The following is a 14,028-nucleotide window of genomic DNA, read 5'->3' as shown; positions in this document are numbered from 1 at the left end:
GCCGTCAGCCTCGCTTGATCGTGTTGCCCGCGTACTCGGCGGGGGCCTCGGCCTCGTGATCGTCGAGAGCCAGCTTGCCGCTCTGGCCGTAGAAGGCGACCGGGTTGTGCCACAGCACCCGTGTCACGTCGTCGGCGGTGAACCCGGCGGCCACCATCGCGTCGGCGACCTGCCTGGTCTTCAGCGGATCGCTGCGGCCCCAGTCGGCGGCCGAGTTCACCAGCATCCGCGCGGTGCCGTACTCCTGGAGGATCGCCACCATGCGATCCGGGTCCATCTTCGTGTCGGGGTAGATGGAGAAACCCATCCAGCAGCCCGAATCCGCGACCATGCCGACCGTCAGCTCGTTGAGATGATCGACCAGGACGCGCCCGGCCGGCAGGCCCGAGGCCGCCACGACGTCGAGCGTGCGGCGGGTGCCCGCCGTCTTGTCCCGGTGCGGCGTGTGCACCAGCACCGGCAGGTCCGCCTCGGCCGCCATGGTGAGCTGCGCCTCGAAGACCTCCTCCTCGCGCGCGGTCATGGAGTCGTAGCCGACCTCGCCGACCGCGACCACCGAGTCCTTCAGCAGGTAACGCGGCAGCTCCGCCAGCACGCCCGCGCACCGGAGGTCACCGGCCTCCTTGGGGTTGAGCGCCAGCGCGCAGCGGTGCTGGATGCCGTACTGCGCCGCGCGGTACGGCTCCCAGCCCAGCAGCGTGTCGAAGTAGTCCAGGAAGCTGCCCACGTTGGTGCGCGGCTGGCCCTGCCAGAAGGCGGGTTCGACCACGGCCCGCACGCCCGCGGCGCGCATGCGCTCGTAGTCGTCGGTGATCCGTGACGTCATATGGATATGGGGGTCGAAGATTCTCATCTGAGCCTCTCCAGCACGTCCTCGGGGACTGTACGGCCCGCCGCCCGGCGTTCGGCGGCGTGATCGGCGAGCATCCGGGTGAGTTCGGCGTCGTGACGCCGGTCCAGGCCGTCCACCTCGGCGAGGGGGATCGACATGAACACGCACTTGAGCACGCCCTGGCGGAACGCGTGATCGTCCAGCCAGCGCGAGCCGTACGGGCCCAGCGCGGCGGCGATCAGCCGGGTGTCGTTGGTCCGCAGCGCGTCCTCGACGATCGGCAGCGCGGCCGGGCCGAGATCGAGGTCCGGCAGCGCGCGCAGGATCGACAGGCGCTCGCCCGCGTCGCCGTTCCGGTAGAGCGCCTCGATCGTCCCGGCGTCCAGCAGGGCCAGCAGCGCCGGGCGCGCCCCCGGCCCGCCCTTCCGCTCGGCCTGGGGGAACAGGCGGTGCGCCGACTCAGGCTCTGCCCGCGTCTGCCGTACGGCCTGGGTGGTCCACTCGTTCACGCGCTCTCCTCAGGAAGTCGATCGATCGCCGGGCCACCTCGGGCGCCGCGTGGCCGTGCCGGCCCAGCTCGACCGCCACCTGCCCCCGGTAGCCGTCGAGGGCGGCGAGCGCCGGCGGGAAGTCGATCTCGCCCGCGCCGAACTCCAGATGCTCGTGCACGCCCCGGCGCATGTCGTCGATCTGCACATGCACCAGGTACGGCAGCGCGCGGCGCACACACTCCGGCACGTCGTACGGCTCCACGCAGCGGCAATGCCCGATGTCGAGCGTCAGCCCGAGCCGCTCCGGGCCGCCGAGCAACTCGCGCAGCCGTTCGTAGCCCGCGAGGTCGGCCACGAGCATGCCCGGCTCGGGCTCGAACCCGAGCACCACGCCGCCGCGTTCGGCCGCATGGAGCAGGTGCTCGCAGCCCCGGGCCAGCCGCGCCCACGCCTCGTCCGGGTGCAGGCCCGCCGGGATCGCGCCGCTCCACAGGTGCACCACCGGGGCGCCCAGCTCGGCGGCCACCCGGATCGCCCTGGTCAGGTAGTCGATCCGGCGGTCGGCTGCGTCGTCCAGCAGCGTGGGGTAGTGCTTGCGCCGGGGGTCGAGCGTGTAGCGGCCCCCGGTCTCGACGACGGCGTTCATGCCCAGGTCACCGAGCAGCTTGCCGACCGCCGCGACCTCCCCGGCCAGGCCGGGGGCGTACGGGTCGAGGTGCCCGTGGTCCAGGGTGATCGCCGCCCCGGTGTACCCGAGCTCGGCGAGCACCCCCAACGCCTCCGGCAACCGATGCCCGGAGAACCCGTTCGTACAGTAAGCCCAGTTCACAGCCTCCGGGTCCGGGGCGTCCGGGGCGTGCGGGGCGTGCGGGGTGGGTGCGTGGCGATCGGGCCGGGCGTTCATGAGGTCGCCATGCGGGCGGAGAGGGCGCGGCCGGCCGGGAGGGCGGCGAGCAGGGCGGTCGCCTGGGTGAGCCGGCCCTGCCGGGCGATCACCGCCGCCTGCAACGGGATCAGTGCGAGGATCGCCGTCCGCACCGCCTCCCGCACCCGCTCGGGGCTCGGATCGGCGCGCAGCCCCGCCTGCGTGCGCGCGGCGGCCCCCGCGTACCCCACCAGCAACACCCCCGCCAGCACCGTCCCGACAGCCTCCGCCGTCCCCCCGGAACCGCCGGTCGCGCCCGCCTGGCGAGGGACTGGGCGAGTCGTCCCCCGGGGCAGGTCGGCCGGGCGGTGGGAGGGCAGGCAGGCGAAGGCGGTGAGGGTGGCGGCGGTGGCGGTGGCGATGAGGGCGGCGTCGGCGGTGCCGCGCCCGGCGCCCTTCACCTCGGCCCGGCCGAGCACACTGATCCCGTACGTGTGCGCGCCGATCGCCAGAGCCATCGGCGCGGCCCTCCGGGTGCGCTCCCCGGCGCCGAGCAGCACGTCGAGCGTACGGCAGGCGGCCATCGCGGCGGGGGCGGCGGCCGTACCCTTGAGCAGCAGGTCGTAGGACCAGACGCAGCCGGCGAGCAGGCCCGCGAGGGTCAGGCTCCGGCGCCCGCCGGCGAGCGCGGCGGCGGCGAGGCCCCCGGCCGTCAGCCCCACCGCCACGCCCAGCGCGGCGCCGGGCGTGACCCGCTGCGACGGGATGGGCCGCTCGGGCCGCTCGACGGCGTCGACCTCCCGGTCGGACCAGTCGTTGAGCGCCATCCCGGCCCAGTACAGCAGCGTGGAGGCGAGCGCCAGCCCGTACACGGCGGGCCGCCGCGCACCGGCCGCCCCCGCCAGGGTGTCCCCGGGCACCGACACCGCCGCCGGCGCCCGTACCAGCTCCAGCAACGCCCGTACCTGGTCCCTCATGCCAGTTCCCCGGCGAACGCGCGGAGCCGGTCGTACTGCGTGGACAGGCCGTGTTCGCCGGACCCGAGGGGGTCCTTGAAGAAGTAGCCCAGGTCGGGGAGCACGCCGACCCGGCCCTTCTCGTGCGCCCGGGCCACGAGGCGGGCCAGGTCGAGGACGAGGGGGGCGGCGAGCGCGGAGTCGCAGCCCTGCCAGGTGAACTGCAGGGACATCCGGGTGCCGAGGAAGCCGTCGAAGGTCACGTGATCCCAGGCGGTCTTCCACTCGCCGAGGTCGGCGACGTAGTCGATGTGCGTCCGTCCCTCGACCTCCTCACCGAGTACGGCGGGGACGGCGCGGTCCTTGGAGATCTCCTTGCTCGCGCGGGCGGCCGGGTCGGCCAGGGTCGCCCCGTCCCCGCCGCCGAGCAGGTTCAGGCCGGACCAGGATCGGACCCGCAGCGCGCGGCCGGCGAACATCGGCGCGAGCGCGCTCTTGACCAGCGTCTCGCCGGTCTTGCCGTCCCGTCCGGCGTACGGCACGGACTCGCGTGCGGCGAGTTCCATGAGCGCGGGAAGCGTCGGTCCTGGGGAGGGGGTGAACTCCACGTAGCCGCAGCCCGCGCGGAAGGCGGCGTAGGCGTAGCGGCTGCTCGACGGGAGGATGTCCGCTCCGGCGGCTTCCAGCAGGGCCAGGTCCCCGAACTCCGGGCGGGGGACGGCGGGCGGCTCCGTCGAGGAGACGTTGATGACGACGATCCGGGAGAGGTCGTGCCGCTCGCGGAACTCGACGAGGTCCGCGACGATCCGGGCCACCGGGACGCCGCCCGGCCTGATCTCGGCGTCGGCGGCGTCGAGATCCCGGCCGAGCTGGGCGGGCAGGGCGGCCGGGACGACGCCGGACTCGCTGAGCCGCTCGGCCCGTTTGCGCAGGGAGATGTCGGTGATGTCGTGGCCGCCGAAGACCAGGTCGGCGATCCGGGGGAGGGTGCCGGGGAAGCCGGGTAACTCGGTCACGCAGCCTTGGGCAGGGACTAACGCCGACCTGATGGCGGCGGCTCCGATCACGACGGTCGTCGCGACGGAACCGCGCGCGCCGACCAGCCAGACACCAACGGTCACGGGCACCTCCGGACATATGTTGATAATCGGTGTATAAACCCGCAATTACCGGAAGTAAAGACCGAATTTCGTCGGCTGCCGTACGGACATGCGTCGATTTTCGCCAGAAGTCAGCCACAAAGGCCCTGTCGCAGGTGTCCTCAATCGGCGAGCGGAGGCGTGCGGCAGTTCACGCCGGGGTCAGCACGGTGTCAGCACGGGGTCAGCACCGTGTCGATCCCGCGCGCGTCGAGATAGGCGGTGTCACCCGCCCGGGCGGCGGTGACGATGGCCAGCGGGCCGGTCCGGCGCCGCCGCACCCACGCGGTGTGGAAGGCGCTGCCCGGCGCGACCTCGTCCCGGCGCTCCGGCTCGGCCCGCAGATCCACCTCGCACACCAGGGCGGGCCTGCGCCCGGTGGGCCGGCGGTGCTCGCGGATGACCGCCGCCAGCTCCCTGGCCACGGGCTTGGCCACGTGATCCACGGTGAACAGGCCGAGGTCGTACTCACGCTCGGGGAAGTCGGCGAGGGAACGGTCGAGATCGTGGGAGCACCACCAGGTGACGCCCCACAGGGCCGGGTTGGCGATGACGTCGCCGAGCATGCGGCGCACGAACTCCGGGGCGTCGTGCTCGGGGATGTCGGGCCGGGGCGCGCCCACCTCCTGGAGCCACACCGGCCGGGCGGGATCGGCCGAGGTGGCCGCGGCGAGCTCCACCAGGTAGTCGGCGTGGGTGACGGTGGCGGGGCCGAGCGGGCCGTCCAGCGCGGAGACGCCGTTGAACACCCAGGAGTGGACCGTCGTCAGATCGCCGAGCTCGACGTTGTCGGCGGGATGGAAGGGGTGGCCGGGCTCGTACCACGTGGCGTCGTAGAGCGAGTGCAGGGTGAGCAGGCGCGGCGCGGCGGCGCGGGCGGCGTCGATCAGCTCGGCGGCCCAGGCGGTGGACGCCTCGGGCGTCGTCGGGTTGGCGGGGTAGAGGTTGTTCACCTCGTTGCCGAGCGTGACCGCGAACACGTTGGCGCGGGTGGCGACCTCCCGGGCGAGCCGGTCCACATAGGCGACCAGGCCCGCGCGTACCTCCGGGTCGGTGAAGAGGCTGCGCCGGTGCCAGGTGAGCACCCAGGACGGCAGGAAGTCGAAGCTGGACAGATGCCCCTGGATCAGGTCCACCGAGACGGACAGCTCGAACTCGGCGGCCAGGTCGATCAGGCCGAGCAGGTCGTCGATCGGCGCCTGCCTGATCAGCGAGCGGTTGGGCTGGATCCACGGCCAGATCGGGAACACCCTGACATGGTCGAGCCCGATCCCGGCGAGGTCCTCGAAGTCGCGCCGGACGGCGTCGGCGGCGGCGCGGTCGAGCGCGCCGTAGAACCAGCCGGACGACGGCACGTAGTTGGCGCCGAAACGAAGCGGGGGCGGGCTGGGCAAGGGCAGGGGCACGCGTCCTCCGGGGGTCGAGTCGATCTCCCTGGAATCTAAACCGCTTTAGTCAATCCGCCAAGAGTGAGCGACGCGCCGTACCCAAGGGCGCCGGCCTTCCTTCAGCCCGCCGTGCCAGGTGCGGGCGGCGCGGTGCTCTCCCTGACCACCAGCCGGGGCGTGGCGGTCTTGACGTCGCGGCGCAGGGCCGGGTCGGCGATCACCTGGAGCAGCACCTCGGCCACCTGCCCGCCGAGCGCGATGGTGTCGCGCGACAGCGAGGTGATGCCCGGGTGCGTGACCCGGGTGAGCACCGAGTCGTCGAAGGACACGATCGACACCTCACCGGGCACGCGTACGCCCATCTCACCCGCCACCCCCAGCCCGGCCAGCGCCATCACGTCGCTGTCGTAGACGATCGCGGTCGGCCGCCCCGGGCGGGACAGCAGCGTCCTGGTGGCCGCCGCGCCCTCGGCGTCGCTGAAGTCGGTCGGCAGCGACACCGTGTCGACCAGCCCGAGCCGGCGGACCGAGTCGCGCAGCGCCCGGATGCGGCGCTGGGTGTGCCGGAGGCCGGGCAGCCCCGCGACGTGCGCGACGCGCCGGTGACCGAGCGCCGCGAGATAGTCGACGACCGACAGCATCGCCTCCCTGTCGTCGGCCCACACGCTGGACAGCGCGCCGAACCGCCCCGGACCGCCGAGCACCACGGCGGGCGCGCCGAGCGCCTCCAACGCCTCGAAGCGCTGGTCGCGGACGGTCGGATCGACCAGGACGAAGCCGTCCACGCGGTGCGCCGAGGTCCATTCCCGGTAGGTCTCGATCTCGGCCGCGGAGTCCTCGACGACCAGGAGATTCATGGCCATCGACTCCGCCGACAGCCTGGCCTGCAGGCCGGACAGGAGCTGGGCGAAGAACGGCTCGACGCCCAGGGTGCTGGCGGGCCGGGCGAGCACCAGCCCCACCGCGCCGGCCCGCGCGCCGCCCAGCGCCCTGGCGGCGCTGTGCGGACGCCAGTTCATCTCGTCGGCCACCTGGAGGATCCGGGCCCGGGTCGCCTCGCTGACGCCGGGGCGCCCGTTGAGCGCGAACGACACCGCGCCCTTGGACACCCCCACCCGGCGGGCGATGTCGGCGATGGTCGGTCGGGCCACTACGTGCTCCTTCTGCGCGGAACCTCGCCGCACGCGTTTTGTCCACAGCTATTGACACCGGAGTCTAGCCCGGTGGATAGTCCGGCAACTAGAGCGGTTTAGTACCTCGGTGGAAGTTAAGGAGAGCTGTCATGCGAAGGCACTGGGCAGGACTGGCCGCAGTGGCCACAGCGCTGGTCGTGGGGGCGACCGGAGGGTGCGGGCTCGGCACGCCCGAGCAGGCGGCGGCGCCCACCGCGTCGGTCGCCGGCGAGGTGACGGGCAAGGTCAGCTTCCAGACGTGGGCGCTCAAGCCGAAGTTCACCGACTACGTCCAGGGCGTCATCGACGGCTTCGAGAAGAAATACCCCGGCGTCCAGGTCGAGTGGCTCGACCAGCCCGCCGAGGACTACTCCGAGAAGGTGCTGAGCCAGGCGGCGGGCGGCAACCTCCCCGACGTCACGAACCTGCCCCCCGAGTTCGGGCTCCCGCTGGCCAAGCAGGGCTTACTCCTCGACGTCGCCAAGGCGGACCCGAAGGCCACCCAGGAATACGTCGCCGGCGGCCTCGACGCCTACAGGTATCCGGGGATCGAGGGCATCTACAGCTACCCGTGGTACCTCAACACCGACGTGAACTACTGGAACACCGAGCTGCTCACCAAGAACGGCCTCGACCCGGCGAAACTGCCCACCACCCTGGACGAGCTCATCGAGCAGGCCAGGACGTTCAAGGAGAAGGCCGGCAAGAGGGTCTTCCTGATGAGCCGCAGGCCGGAGCTGAGCGATCTCACCAACGCGGGCGTGCAGGTCATGTCCCCGGACGGCACCCGCTTCACCTTCAACACGCCCGAGGCCGCCGCCCTGCTCGACAAGTATCGTGCCGCCTACAAGGAGGGCCTGCTGCCCCGCGACATCCTGACCGACACCTACGCGGGCAACTCCAAGCTGTTCACCCAGGAGAGCGTGGCGTGGACCACCGGCGGCGGCAACCTGATCACGAGCCTGGCCGGTGACAACCCCGGCCTCGCGCCCAAGATCGTGCCGTCGGCCGCGATCGGCACCCCGCCGCTCTATGTGCAGGGCCTGGCGGTCTCCGCCAGGACGAAGAACGTCCCCACCGCGGTCGCGCTGGCCCGCTGGGTGACCAACGCGGAGAACCAGGCCGCCTTCGCCCACCTGGTGAACATCTTCCCCAGCACCACGGCCTCGGCCAACGACCCGTTCTTCAGCAAGAGTGACGGCACCAACTCCGGCGACGCCAAGGTCCTCGCCTTCAACTCGCTGGCCAAGGCGAAGCTGCTCGCGCCGGTCCAGGTCAGCGACGCGATGAAGACGATCGTCGCGCAGCAGTTCTCCTCGGCGATCAGCGGTGACGTGACGTCCAAGGAAGCGCTCGACGAAGCGGTGGCCCAGTGCGACCGGCTCCTCAAAGGCTGATGACCCGGCAGCGCTGGTTCACGCCGTGGCTGCTGGTGGCCCCCGCCGCGGTCTGGCTGATGGTGTTCTCCGTGTGGCCGTCGATCAACACGGTCATCCTCTCCTTCACCAACGCCAAACCGCTCGGGGGCGGCTGGTTCACCGGGCTGGACAACTACGACCGCCTGCTGAACGACTCCCAGCTCGTCGACGCGCTGGTCAACAGCATCGTCTACATGGTGATCTGCCTGCCGCTGCTCACCCTGCTGCCCCTGCTGATGGCGATCCTGGTGGAGAAGAAGCTGCCGGGCATCACGTTCTTCCGCACCGCCTTCTACACCCCCGTGGTCGCCTCGGCCGTGGTGGTCGCGCTGATCTGGGGCTGGCTGCTCGACGACCGAGGCATGATCAACGGCTTCGCGCAGTGGCTCGGCGTGATCGGTGAGCCGCTGCCGTTCCTCACCGACCGGTGGTTGCTGCTGCTCAGCGCGATCAGCCTGACCGTCTGGAAGGGCCTCGGATATTATATGATCATCTACCTTTCGGCACTGGGCAACGTCCGGCGCGAGCTGCATGAGGCCGCCGCCGTGGACGGCGCGGGCCCGGTGCGCCGGTTCTGGAGCATCACGGTGCCGGGGGTGCGCAACACGATGCTGCTGATCTCCGTGCTGGTCTCGGTCTCGGCCCTGCGCGTCTTCTCCGAGCTGTACGTCCTGTCGAACGGCACCGGCGGGCCCGGCGGCCGCGACATGTCGGTGGTGATGCTCATCCAGCTCTACAGCCGGGGACTCACCGGCCACCTCGGCTACGCCTCCGCGCTCAGCATCGTCCTGCTGGTCATCACGATCGGCCCGATGCTCCTGCTGCTGCGGCTCAACCGGAGGGGAGCCTGACATGCGAGCACGCCGGGGCGGCTTCAACACCATCAGCACGCGCGAGAAGGCGGTGCGCTACGCCCTGCTGCTCGTGGTGCTGGCGCTCACCATCTCACCGTTCCTGTGGCAGCTGTCCACCTCGCTCAAGAGCCTCGACGAGAACATCTACACCGCCACGCCGAGCTTCCTGCCCGAGCACCCGACGCTGGACAACTACGCCGGGGTCGCCGACACCATCCCCGTCTGGTCCTACGCGCTCAACTCGCTGACCGTGGCGGCGATCGTGGTGGCGGGGAACCTGATCGGCGCCACCCTGGCCGGGTTCGCGCTGGCCAAGCTCCGCTTCCGCGGCGCGAAGCTGCTGTTCGGGCTGTTCCTGGCGACGCTCGTGCTGCCCGGCGAGGTCACGATCATCTCGCAGTACGTCACCGTACGCGGGCTCGGCCTGGCCGACACACTCCTCGGCGTGGCGCTGCCGGGCGCGATAGCGATGCTCAACGTGCTGCTGATGTACACCGCGTTCCAGGCGATTCCCAAGGAGATGGACGAGGCCGCGGTCATCGACGGGGCGACGGTGTGGCAGCGGCTGCGCCACATCGGCCTGCCTAACGTGCGCGGCATGCTCAGCGTCGTCACGATCTTTTCCTTCATCGGCGCCTGGGACGACTTCCTGTGGCCGCTCATCGTCCTGAACGACCCCGACAACTACACCCTCACCGTCGGCCTGCAGTATCTCAACGGCACGTTCGCCAACAATCCTCGCCTGATCGCGGCCGGCACGATGATCTCCTTCCTGCCGATCGTGATCCTGTTCGCGACGCTCCAGCGGTTCTTCTTCCGGGGCGTCGCGGAAGGCGCCATCAAGGGCTGACCGCCCCCTCCACGAGGAGCCGCTCGATGCACGATGACCGCACGCTGGTCGAAGCCCGTCTCAAGCGCGTGCTGCAGGAGCGCGTACGCCCGGCCGTCCATCCGGAGTCCGTACCGCTGGAAGTGGCGGTGTGGCACGCGCCCGGGGAGCCGGTCGCGGTCGCCGAGGGGCTGGCGGCGGCGTCCGCGCCGATCGCGGTGGGCGACAGGTGGGGCGCACCGTGGGGGACGAGCTGGTTCACCGTCACCGGCACCGTGCCGGAGCGGTGGGCGGGGCGGACGGTCGAGGCGATTCTGGACCTCGGTTTCGACGAGAACATGCCCGGCTTCCAGTGCGAGGGCCTGGTCTACCGCCCCGACGGCACCCCGGTGAAGGGCCTCAACCCGCGTAACCAGTGGGTGCGCGTCGGCGCTCCCGTCGAGGGCGGGGAGGAGGTGCGGTTGCACATCGAGGCCGCCTCCAACCCGGTCATCCTCGACTATCACCCGTTCCTGCCGACGCGGCTCGGCGACAAGGAGACGGCCGGGACCGCCCCGCAGTACCGGCTCGCCCGGATGGACCTGGTCGTCTTCGACGAGGCCGTCTGGCAGCTCGTCATCGACCTCGAAGTGCTGGGCGAGCTCATGGCGGAGCTGCCCGTCGAGTCCGCCCGGCGCTACGAGCTGCTGCGCGCCATCGGGCGGGCGCTGGACGTCATCGACCTCCAGGACGTCGGCGGCACCGCCGAGGCCGCCCGCGCCGAGCTGGCGGGCGTGCTGTCGGCGCCCGCCGTGCCCTCCGCGCACCGGATCAGCGCCGTCGGCCACGCGCACATCGACTCGGCCTGGCTGTGGCCGCTGCGCGAGACCGTACGGAAGGTGGCCCGGACCGCCTCCAACATGACCGCGCTGCTGCGCGACGAGCCGGACTTCGTCTTCGTCATGTCACAGGCCCAGCAGTGGGCGTGGATCAAGGAGCACCGGCCCGAGGTGTGGGCCGAGGTGACCAAGGCGGTGGCCGCCGGGCGGTTCGTCCCGACGGGCGGCATGTGGGTGGAGTCCGACACCAACATGCCGGGCTCGGAGGCGATGGCCCGGCAGTTCGTGCACGGCAAGCGGTTCTTCATCGACGAGTTCGGCGTCGACAACGACGAGGTGTGGCTGCCCGACACGTTCGGGTTCGCGGCCGGGCTGCCGCAGATCATCAAGGCGGCGGGCTCCAGGCGGCTGCTCACCCAGAAGATCTCGTGGAGCCGGACCAACACGTTCCCGCACCACACGTTCCTGTGGGAGGGCATCGACGGCACCCGGATCTTCACCCACTTCCCGCCCGTGGACACCTACAACTGCTCCATGAGCGGCCGGGAGATCGCGCACGCCGCGACCAACTTCAAGGACAAGGGCGTCGCCAGGCACTCGCTCGCCCCGACCGGCTGGGGCGACGGCGGCGGCGGCACCACCCGCGAGATGGTCGCCAAGGCGGCCAGGCTGCGCGACCTGGAAGGCTCGGCCACCGTCACCTGGGAGACCCCCGCCGCCTTCTTCGACAAGGCGGAGGCCGAGTACGCGCACCCGCCCGTCTGGACCGGCGAGCTCTACCTCGAACTGCACCGGGCCACCCTCACCAGCCAGGCCAAGACCAAGCGCGGCAACCGGCGCAGCGAGTCGCTGCTGCGCGAGGCCGAGCTGTGGGCGGCCACCGCCGCCGTGCGCGCCGGCTTCGCCTACCCGTACGCGCAGCTCGACCGGATCTGGAAGACGGTGCTTCTGCACCAGTTCCACGACATCCTGCCCGGGTCGTCGATCGCGTGGGTGCACCGCGAGGCGGAGCGCACGTACGCGGCGGTGGCCGGGGAGCTGGAGGAGATCATCGGCGCCGCCCAGCGAGCCCTGGCCGGCGACCCCGCCGGCGGCACGGTCGGCGGCACGGTCGGCGGCACGGTCGTCTTCAACGCCGCGCCGCACACCCGCGCCGCCGTCCCGGCCGGCGGAGCCGCGCGGGCGGACGCGAACGATGCGGGTGGGGACGGGGCCGGTGTCAGTGGGCCGACGGCGCGCGAGGGCGGCGGCTACCTGCTGGACAACGGTCTGCTGCGGGTGGAGATCGACGAGCGGGGACTGGTGGTCTCCGCGTACGACCTCGCGGCCGACCGCGAGACCGTCGCGCCCGGCCAGGCGGCCAACCTGCTCCAGATCCACCCGGACTTCCCCAACATGTGGGACGCCTGGGACGTGGACGAGTTCTACCGCAACACCGTCACCGACCTGACCGAGGCCGAGGAGGTGACGCCGGGCGACGAGCCGGGCTCGGTCCGCGTCGTCCGCGCGTTCGGCGCCTCCACGGTGACCCAGGTGCTCACCCTCCCGCCCGGCGCCAAGCGGCTCGACATCCGTACCGAGGTCGACTGGCACGAGACGGAGAAGTTCCTCAAGCTGGCCTTCCCGCTGGACGTGCACGCGGAGCGGTACGCCGCGGAGAGCCAGTACGGCCACGTGTACCGCCCCACCCACACCAACACGAGCTGGGAGGCGGCCAAGTTCGAGGCGTGCAACCACCGCTTCGTGCACGTGGGCGAGCCCGACTGGGGCGTCGCGCTGGTCAACGACTCCACCTACGGCCACGACGTGACCCGGACGGTCCGGGCGGCCGACTCGGGCACGACCACCACCGTGCGGATCTCCCTGCTGCGCGCCCCCCGGTTCCCCGACCCGGAGACCGACCAGGGCCTGCACCACTTCCACCACGCGCTGGTGCCGGGCGCGACGATCGGGGACGCGGTGCGCGAGGGCCACTTCGTCAACCTGCCCGAGCGCCGCGTGCCCGGTGGCGCCGAGGTGGCGCCCCTGGTCACGCTGGACGACGACGCGGTGGTGGTCACCGCCGTCAAGCTGGCCGACGACGAGAGCGGCGACGTGATCGTACGCTTCCACGAGTCGCGCGGCGCCCGCGCCAGGGCCACCCTGACGCCGAACTTCCCGATCTCCGCCGCCATCCCGGCCGACCTGCTGGAGCGCCCCGTGGCCGACCCGTACCCCGGAGGCGAGCCGGTGTCCCTGCGGCTGCGGCCCTTCGAGCTCGTCACCCTGAGGCTGGTCCGCGGGCCGGTTGCTTAGCGCGTGGCCTGCGCGGCGACGCGCTGGATGGCCTTGACGGCGATCTCGGGCTGGTCGACGTAGATGTAGTGCTCGCTCTTCTTGGCCGTGCTCAGCTTGGCGCGGCTGGACAGGGCGAGCCACTTGCGCTGGCCCGCGGACCACGCCTTCTCCAGGCGCGGACCGTACTGGGGGAGGGCGGCGAGATACTGCTTGCCGTGCTGGATCACCTGCACCGGGATTCTCCCGGCGGAACGGACCCGCCCGTCGGGGATGACGAGCTTCTCCGGGTTCTGCCCGGTGAACACCGCGAGGTTCTGCGCCCGCAACTCGGCCGCCGGGCCCTTGGCGGACTTCGGGATCGCCCGCTTGATGTCGCCGGCCATCGTGGGTGACGTGGCGTCCATCAGGACCAGTCCCTTGACCCGGTCCCGATGGTCGGGGGCGTACCTCGCGGCGATCAGCCCGCCCAGCGAGTGCCCGGCCAGCACGACCGGACGCTTACCGGCGACCCGGTCGAGCACCCCGGTCAGGATCTTCCCGGTGCTGGCGAAGCTCTGCGGGCCGCCCGGCTGGTCGCTCGCGCCCGCGCCCAGCCGGTCGTACGAGCAGACCTGGTTCTTCTTGCTCAGGGTCTTCTGGAGGGCGGCCAGCTTGTCCAGCCCGTCACCCGCCCCGGCCAGCAGCACGATGACCGGCTTGCCCCGCGCCGGGACGCCCGAGCACGACACGTTCACCGACTTGCCCGCGATCTTGATCTTCTTGGTGCCGGAGATCGGGTCCTTGCGATCCGTGGGGGCGAAGGGGTCCCAGTCCGACGCGGCGGTGGCGGCGAACGGGTCCCACTCCTCCGCCGAGGCGGTCCCGGTGCCGGCGAGCCCCACACCGACCACGGTGCAGCACAGCGCGGCCACGGCGGATGCCTTGATTTTGCGGAGCATGATGTCCTCCAGTGAGAGCTGATTCGCAGGGGGGCAGAGCGACCGAAGCGC

12 protein-coding genes are annotated in these 14,028 nt (G+C 71.7%); 4 read left to right on the top strand and 8 right to left on the bottom strand.

Annotation, left to right across the window (positions count from 1 at the left end; all coding sequences use genetic code 11):
- Positions 1-4: 4 nt before the first annotated feature.
- The 7 genes from OHA68_RS09500 to OHA68_RS09470 form a co-directional block, all read right to left on the bottom strand.
- Entirely contained in the window at positions 5-853 is an 849-nt protein-coding gene (locus OHA68_RS09500) for a TatD family hydrolase (RefSeq protein WP_327107270.1), read from the bottom strand.
- The gene (locus OHA68_RS09495) at positions 850-1,341 is read right to left on the bottom strand and encodes an EboA domain-containing protein (protein WP_327107269.1); all 492 of its coding nucleotides are present in this window, start codon (positions 1,339-1,341) and stop codon (positions 850-852) included. Before OHA68_RS09495 ends, OHA68_RS09500 begins: the two co-directional genes overlap by 4 nt.
- On the bottom strand, positions 1,292-2,227 hold the full coding sequence (locus OHA68_RS09490) for a sugar phosphate isomerase/epimerase family protein (protein ID WP_327107268.1): 936 nt from the start codon (positions 2,225-2,227) through the stop codon (positions 1,292-1,294). The genes OHA68_RS09495 and OHA68_RS09490 overlap by 50 nt, the downstream gene beginning before the upstream one ends.
- Positions 2,224-3,165: an SCO3242 family prenyltransferase gene (locus OHA68_RS09485; protein ID WP_327107267.1), complete on the bottom strand. Its 942-nt coding sequence runs from the start codon at positions 3,163-3,165 to the stop codon at positions 2,224-2,226. Before OHA68_RS09485 ends, OHA68_RS09490 begins: the two co-directional genes overlap by 4 nt.
- Entirely contained in the window at positions 3,162-4,265 is a 1,104-nt protein-coding gene (locus tag OHA68_RS09480) for an inositol-3-phosphate synthase (RefSeq protein WP_327107266.1), read from the bottom strand. The genes OHA68_RS09485 and OHA68_RS09480 overlap by 4 nt, the downstream gene beginning before the upstream one ends.
- 191 nt (positions 4,266-4,456) lie before the next feature.
- The gene (locus OHA68_RS09475; protein WP_327107265.1) at positions 4,457-5,689 is read right to left on the bottom strand and encodes a glycoside hydrolase 5 family protein; all 1,233 of its coding nucleotides are present in this window, start codon (positions 5,687-5,689) and stop codon (positions 4,457-4,459) included.
- Positions 5,690-5,790: 101 nt separating this feature from the next.
- Positions 5,791-6,822 (bottom strand): LacI family DNA-binding transcriptional regulator, encoded by a 1,032-nt coding sequence (locus tag OHA68_RS09470; protein WP_327107264.1) that lies wholly within the window; start codon positions 6,820-6,822, stop codon positions 5,791-5,793.
- 131 nt (positions 6,823-6,953) lie between these two features.
- Between OHA68_RS09470 and OHA68_RS09465 the strand changes: the two genes are divergently transcribed.
- The 4 genes from OHA68_RS09465 to OHA68_RS09450 are packed head-to-tail and all read left to right on the top strand — an operon-like array spanning position 6,954 to position 13,057.
- Positions 6,954-8,240: an ABC transporter substrate-binding protein gene (locus OHA68_RS09465; RefSeq protein ID WP_327107263.1), complete on the top strand. Its 1,287-nt coding sequence runs from the start codon at positions 6,954-6,956 to the stop codon at positions 8,238-8,240.
- Positions 8,240-9,112 (top strand): carbohydrate ABC transporter permease, encoded by an 873-nt coding sequence (locus OHA68_RS09460; protein ID WP_327107262.1) that lies wholly within the window; start codon positions 8,240-8,242, stop codon positions 9,110-9,112. The genes OHA68_RS09465 and OHA68_RS09460 overlap by 1 nt, the downstream gene beginning before the upstream one ends.
- Before the next feature lies 1 nt (position 9,113).
- On the top strand, positions 9,114-9,965 hold the full coding sequence (locus OHA68_RS09455) for a carbohydrate ABC transporter permease (RefSeq protein WP_189142584.1): 852 nt from the start codon (positions 9,114-9,116) through the stop codon (positions 9,963-9,965).
- A 26-nt stretch (positions 9,966-9,991) separates the two neighbouring features.
- A complete protein-coding gene (locus OHA68_RS09450; RefSeq protein WP_327107261.1) occupies positions 9,992-13,057 on the top strand; it encodes an alpha-mannosidase in 3,066 nt (1,021 codons plus the stop codon).
- Here the strand turns inward: OHA68_RS09450 and OHA68_RS09445 are convergent.
- Positions 13,054-13,977 carry an alpha/beta fold hydrolase gene (locus tag OHA68_RS09445; protein WP_327107260.1) on the bottom strand — a complete coding sequence of 308 codons (924 nt, stop codon included), beginning with the start codon at positions 13,975-13,977 and terminating at the stop codon, positions 13,054-13,056. The genes OHA68_RS09450 and OHA68_RS09445 overlap by 4 nt on opposite strands.
- Positions 13,978-14,028 lie beyond the last annotated feature (51 nt).

This window comes from Nonomuraea glycinis (assembly GCF_035920485.1).
Classification (GTDB): domain Bacteria; phylum Actinomycetota; class Actinomycetes; order Streptosporangiales; family Streptosporangiaceae; genus Nonomuraea; species Nonomuraea glycinis.
Note: the sequence above shows the minus strand (reverse complement) of the source record. Positions and strands in the feature narration are given on the sequence as shown.

Bases quoted from the DNA above. Each gene is read 5' to 3' on its own strand.
- OHA68_RS09500 (WP_327107270.1), bottom strand. From the start codon at position 853: ATGAGAATCTTCGACCCCCATATCCATATGACGTCACGGATCACCGAC.
- OHA68_RS09490 (WP_327107268.1), bottom strand. From the start codon at position 2,227: ATGAACGCCCGGCCCGATCGCCACGCACCCACCCCGCACGCCCCGCAC.
- OHA68_RS09485 (WP_327107267.1), bottom strand. From the start codon at position 3,165: ATGAGGGACCAGGTACGGGCGTTGCTGGAGCTGGTACGGGCGCCGGCG.
- OHA68_RS09465 (WP_327107263.1), top strand. From the start codon at position 6,954: ATGCGAAGGCACTGGGCAGGACTGGCCGCAGTGGCCACAGCGCTGGTC.
- OHA68_RS09460 (WP_327107262.1), top strand. From the start codon at position 8,240: ATGACCCGGCAGCGCTGGTTCACGCCGTGGCTGCTGGTGGCCCCCGCC.
- OHA68_RS09455 (WP_189142584.1), top strand. From the start codon at position 9,114: ATGCGAGCACGCCGGGGCGGCTTCAACACCATCAGCACGCGCGAGAAG.
- OHA68_RS09450 (WP_327107261.1), top strand. From the start codon at position 9,992: ATGCACGATGACCGCACGCTGGTCGAAGCCCGTCTCAAGCGCGTGCTG.
- OHA68_RS09445 (WP_327107260.1), bottom strand. From the start codon at position 13,977: ATGCTCCGCAAAATCAAGGCATCCGCCGTGGCCGCGCTGTGCTGCACC.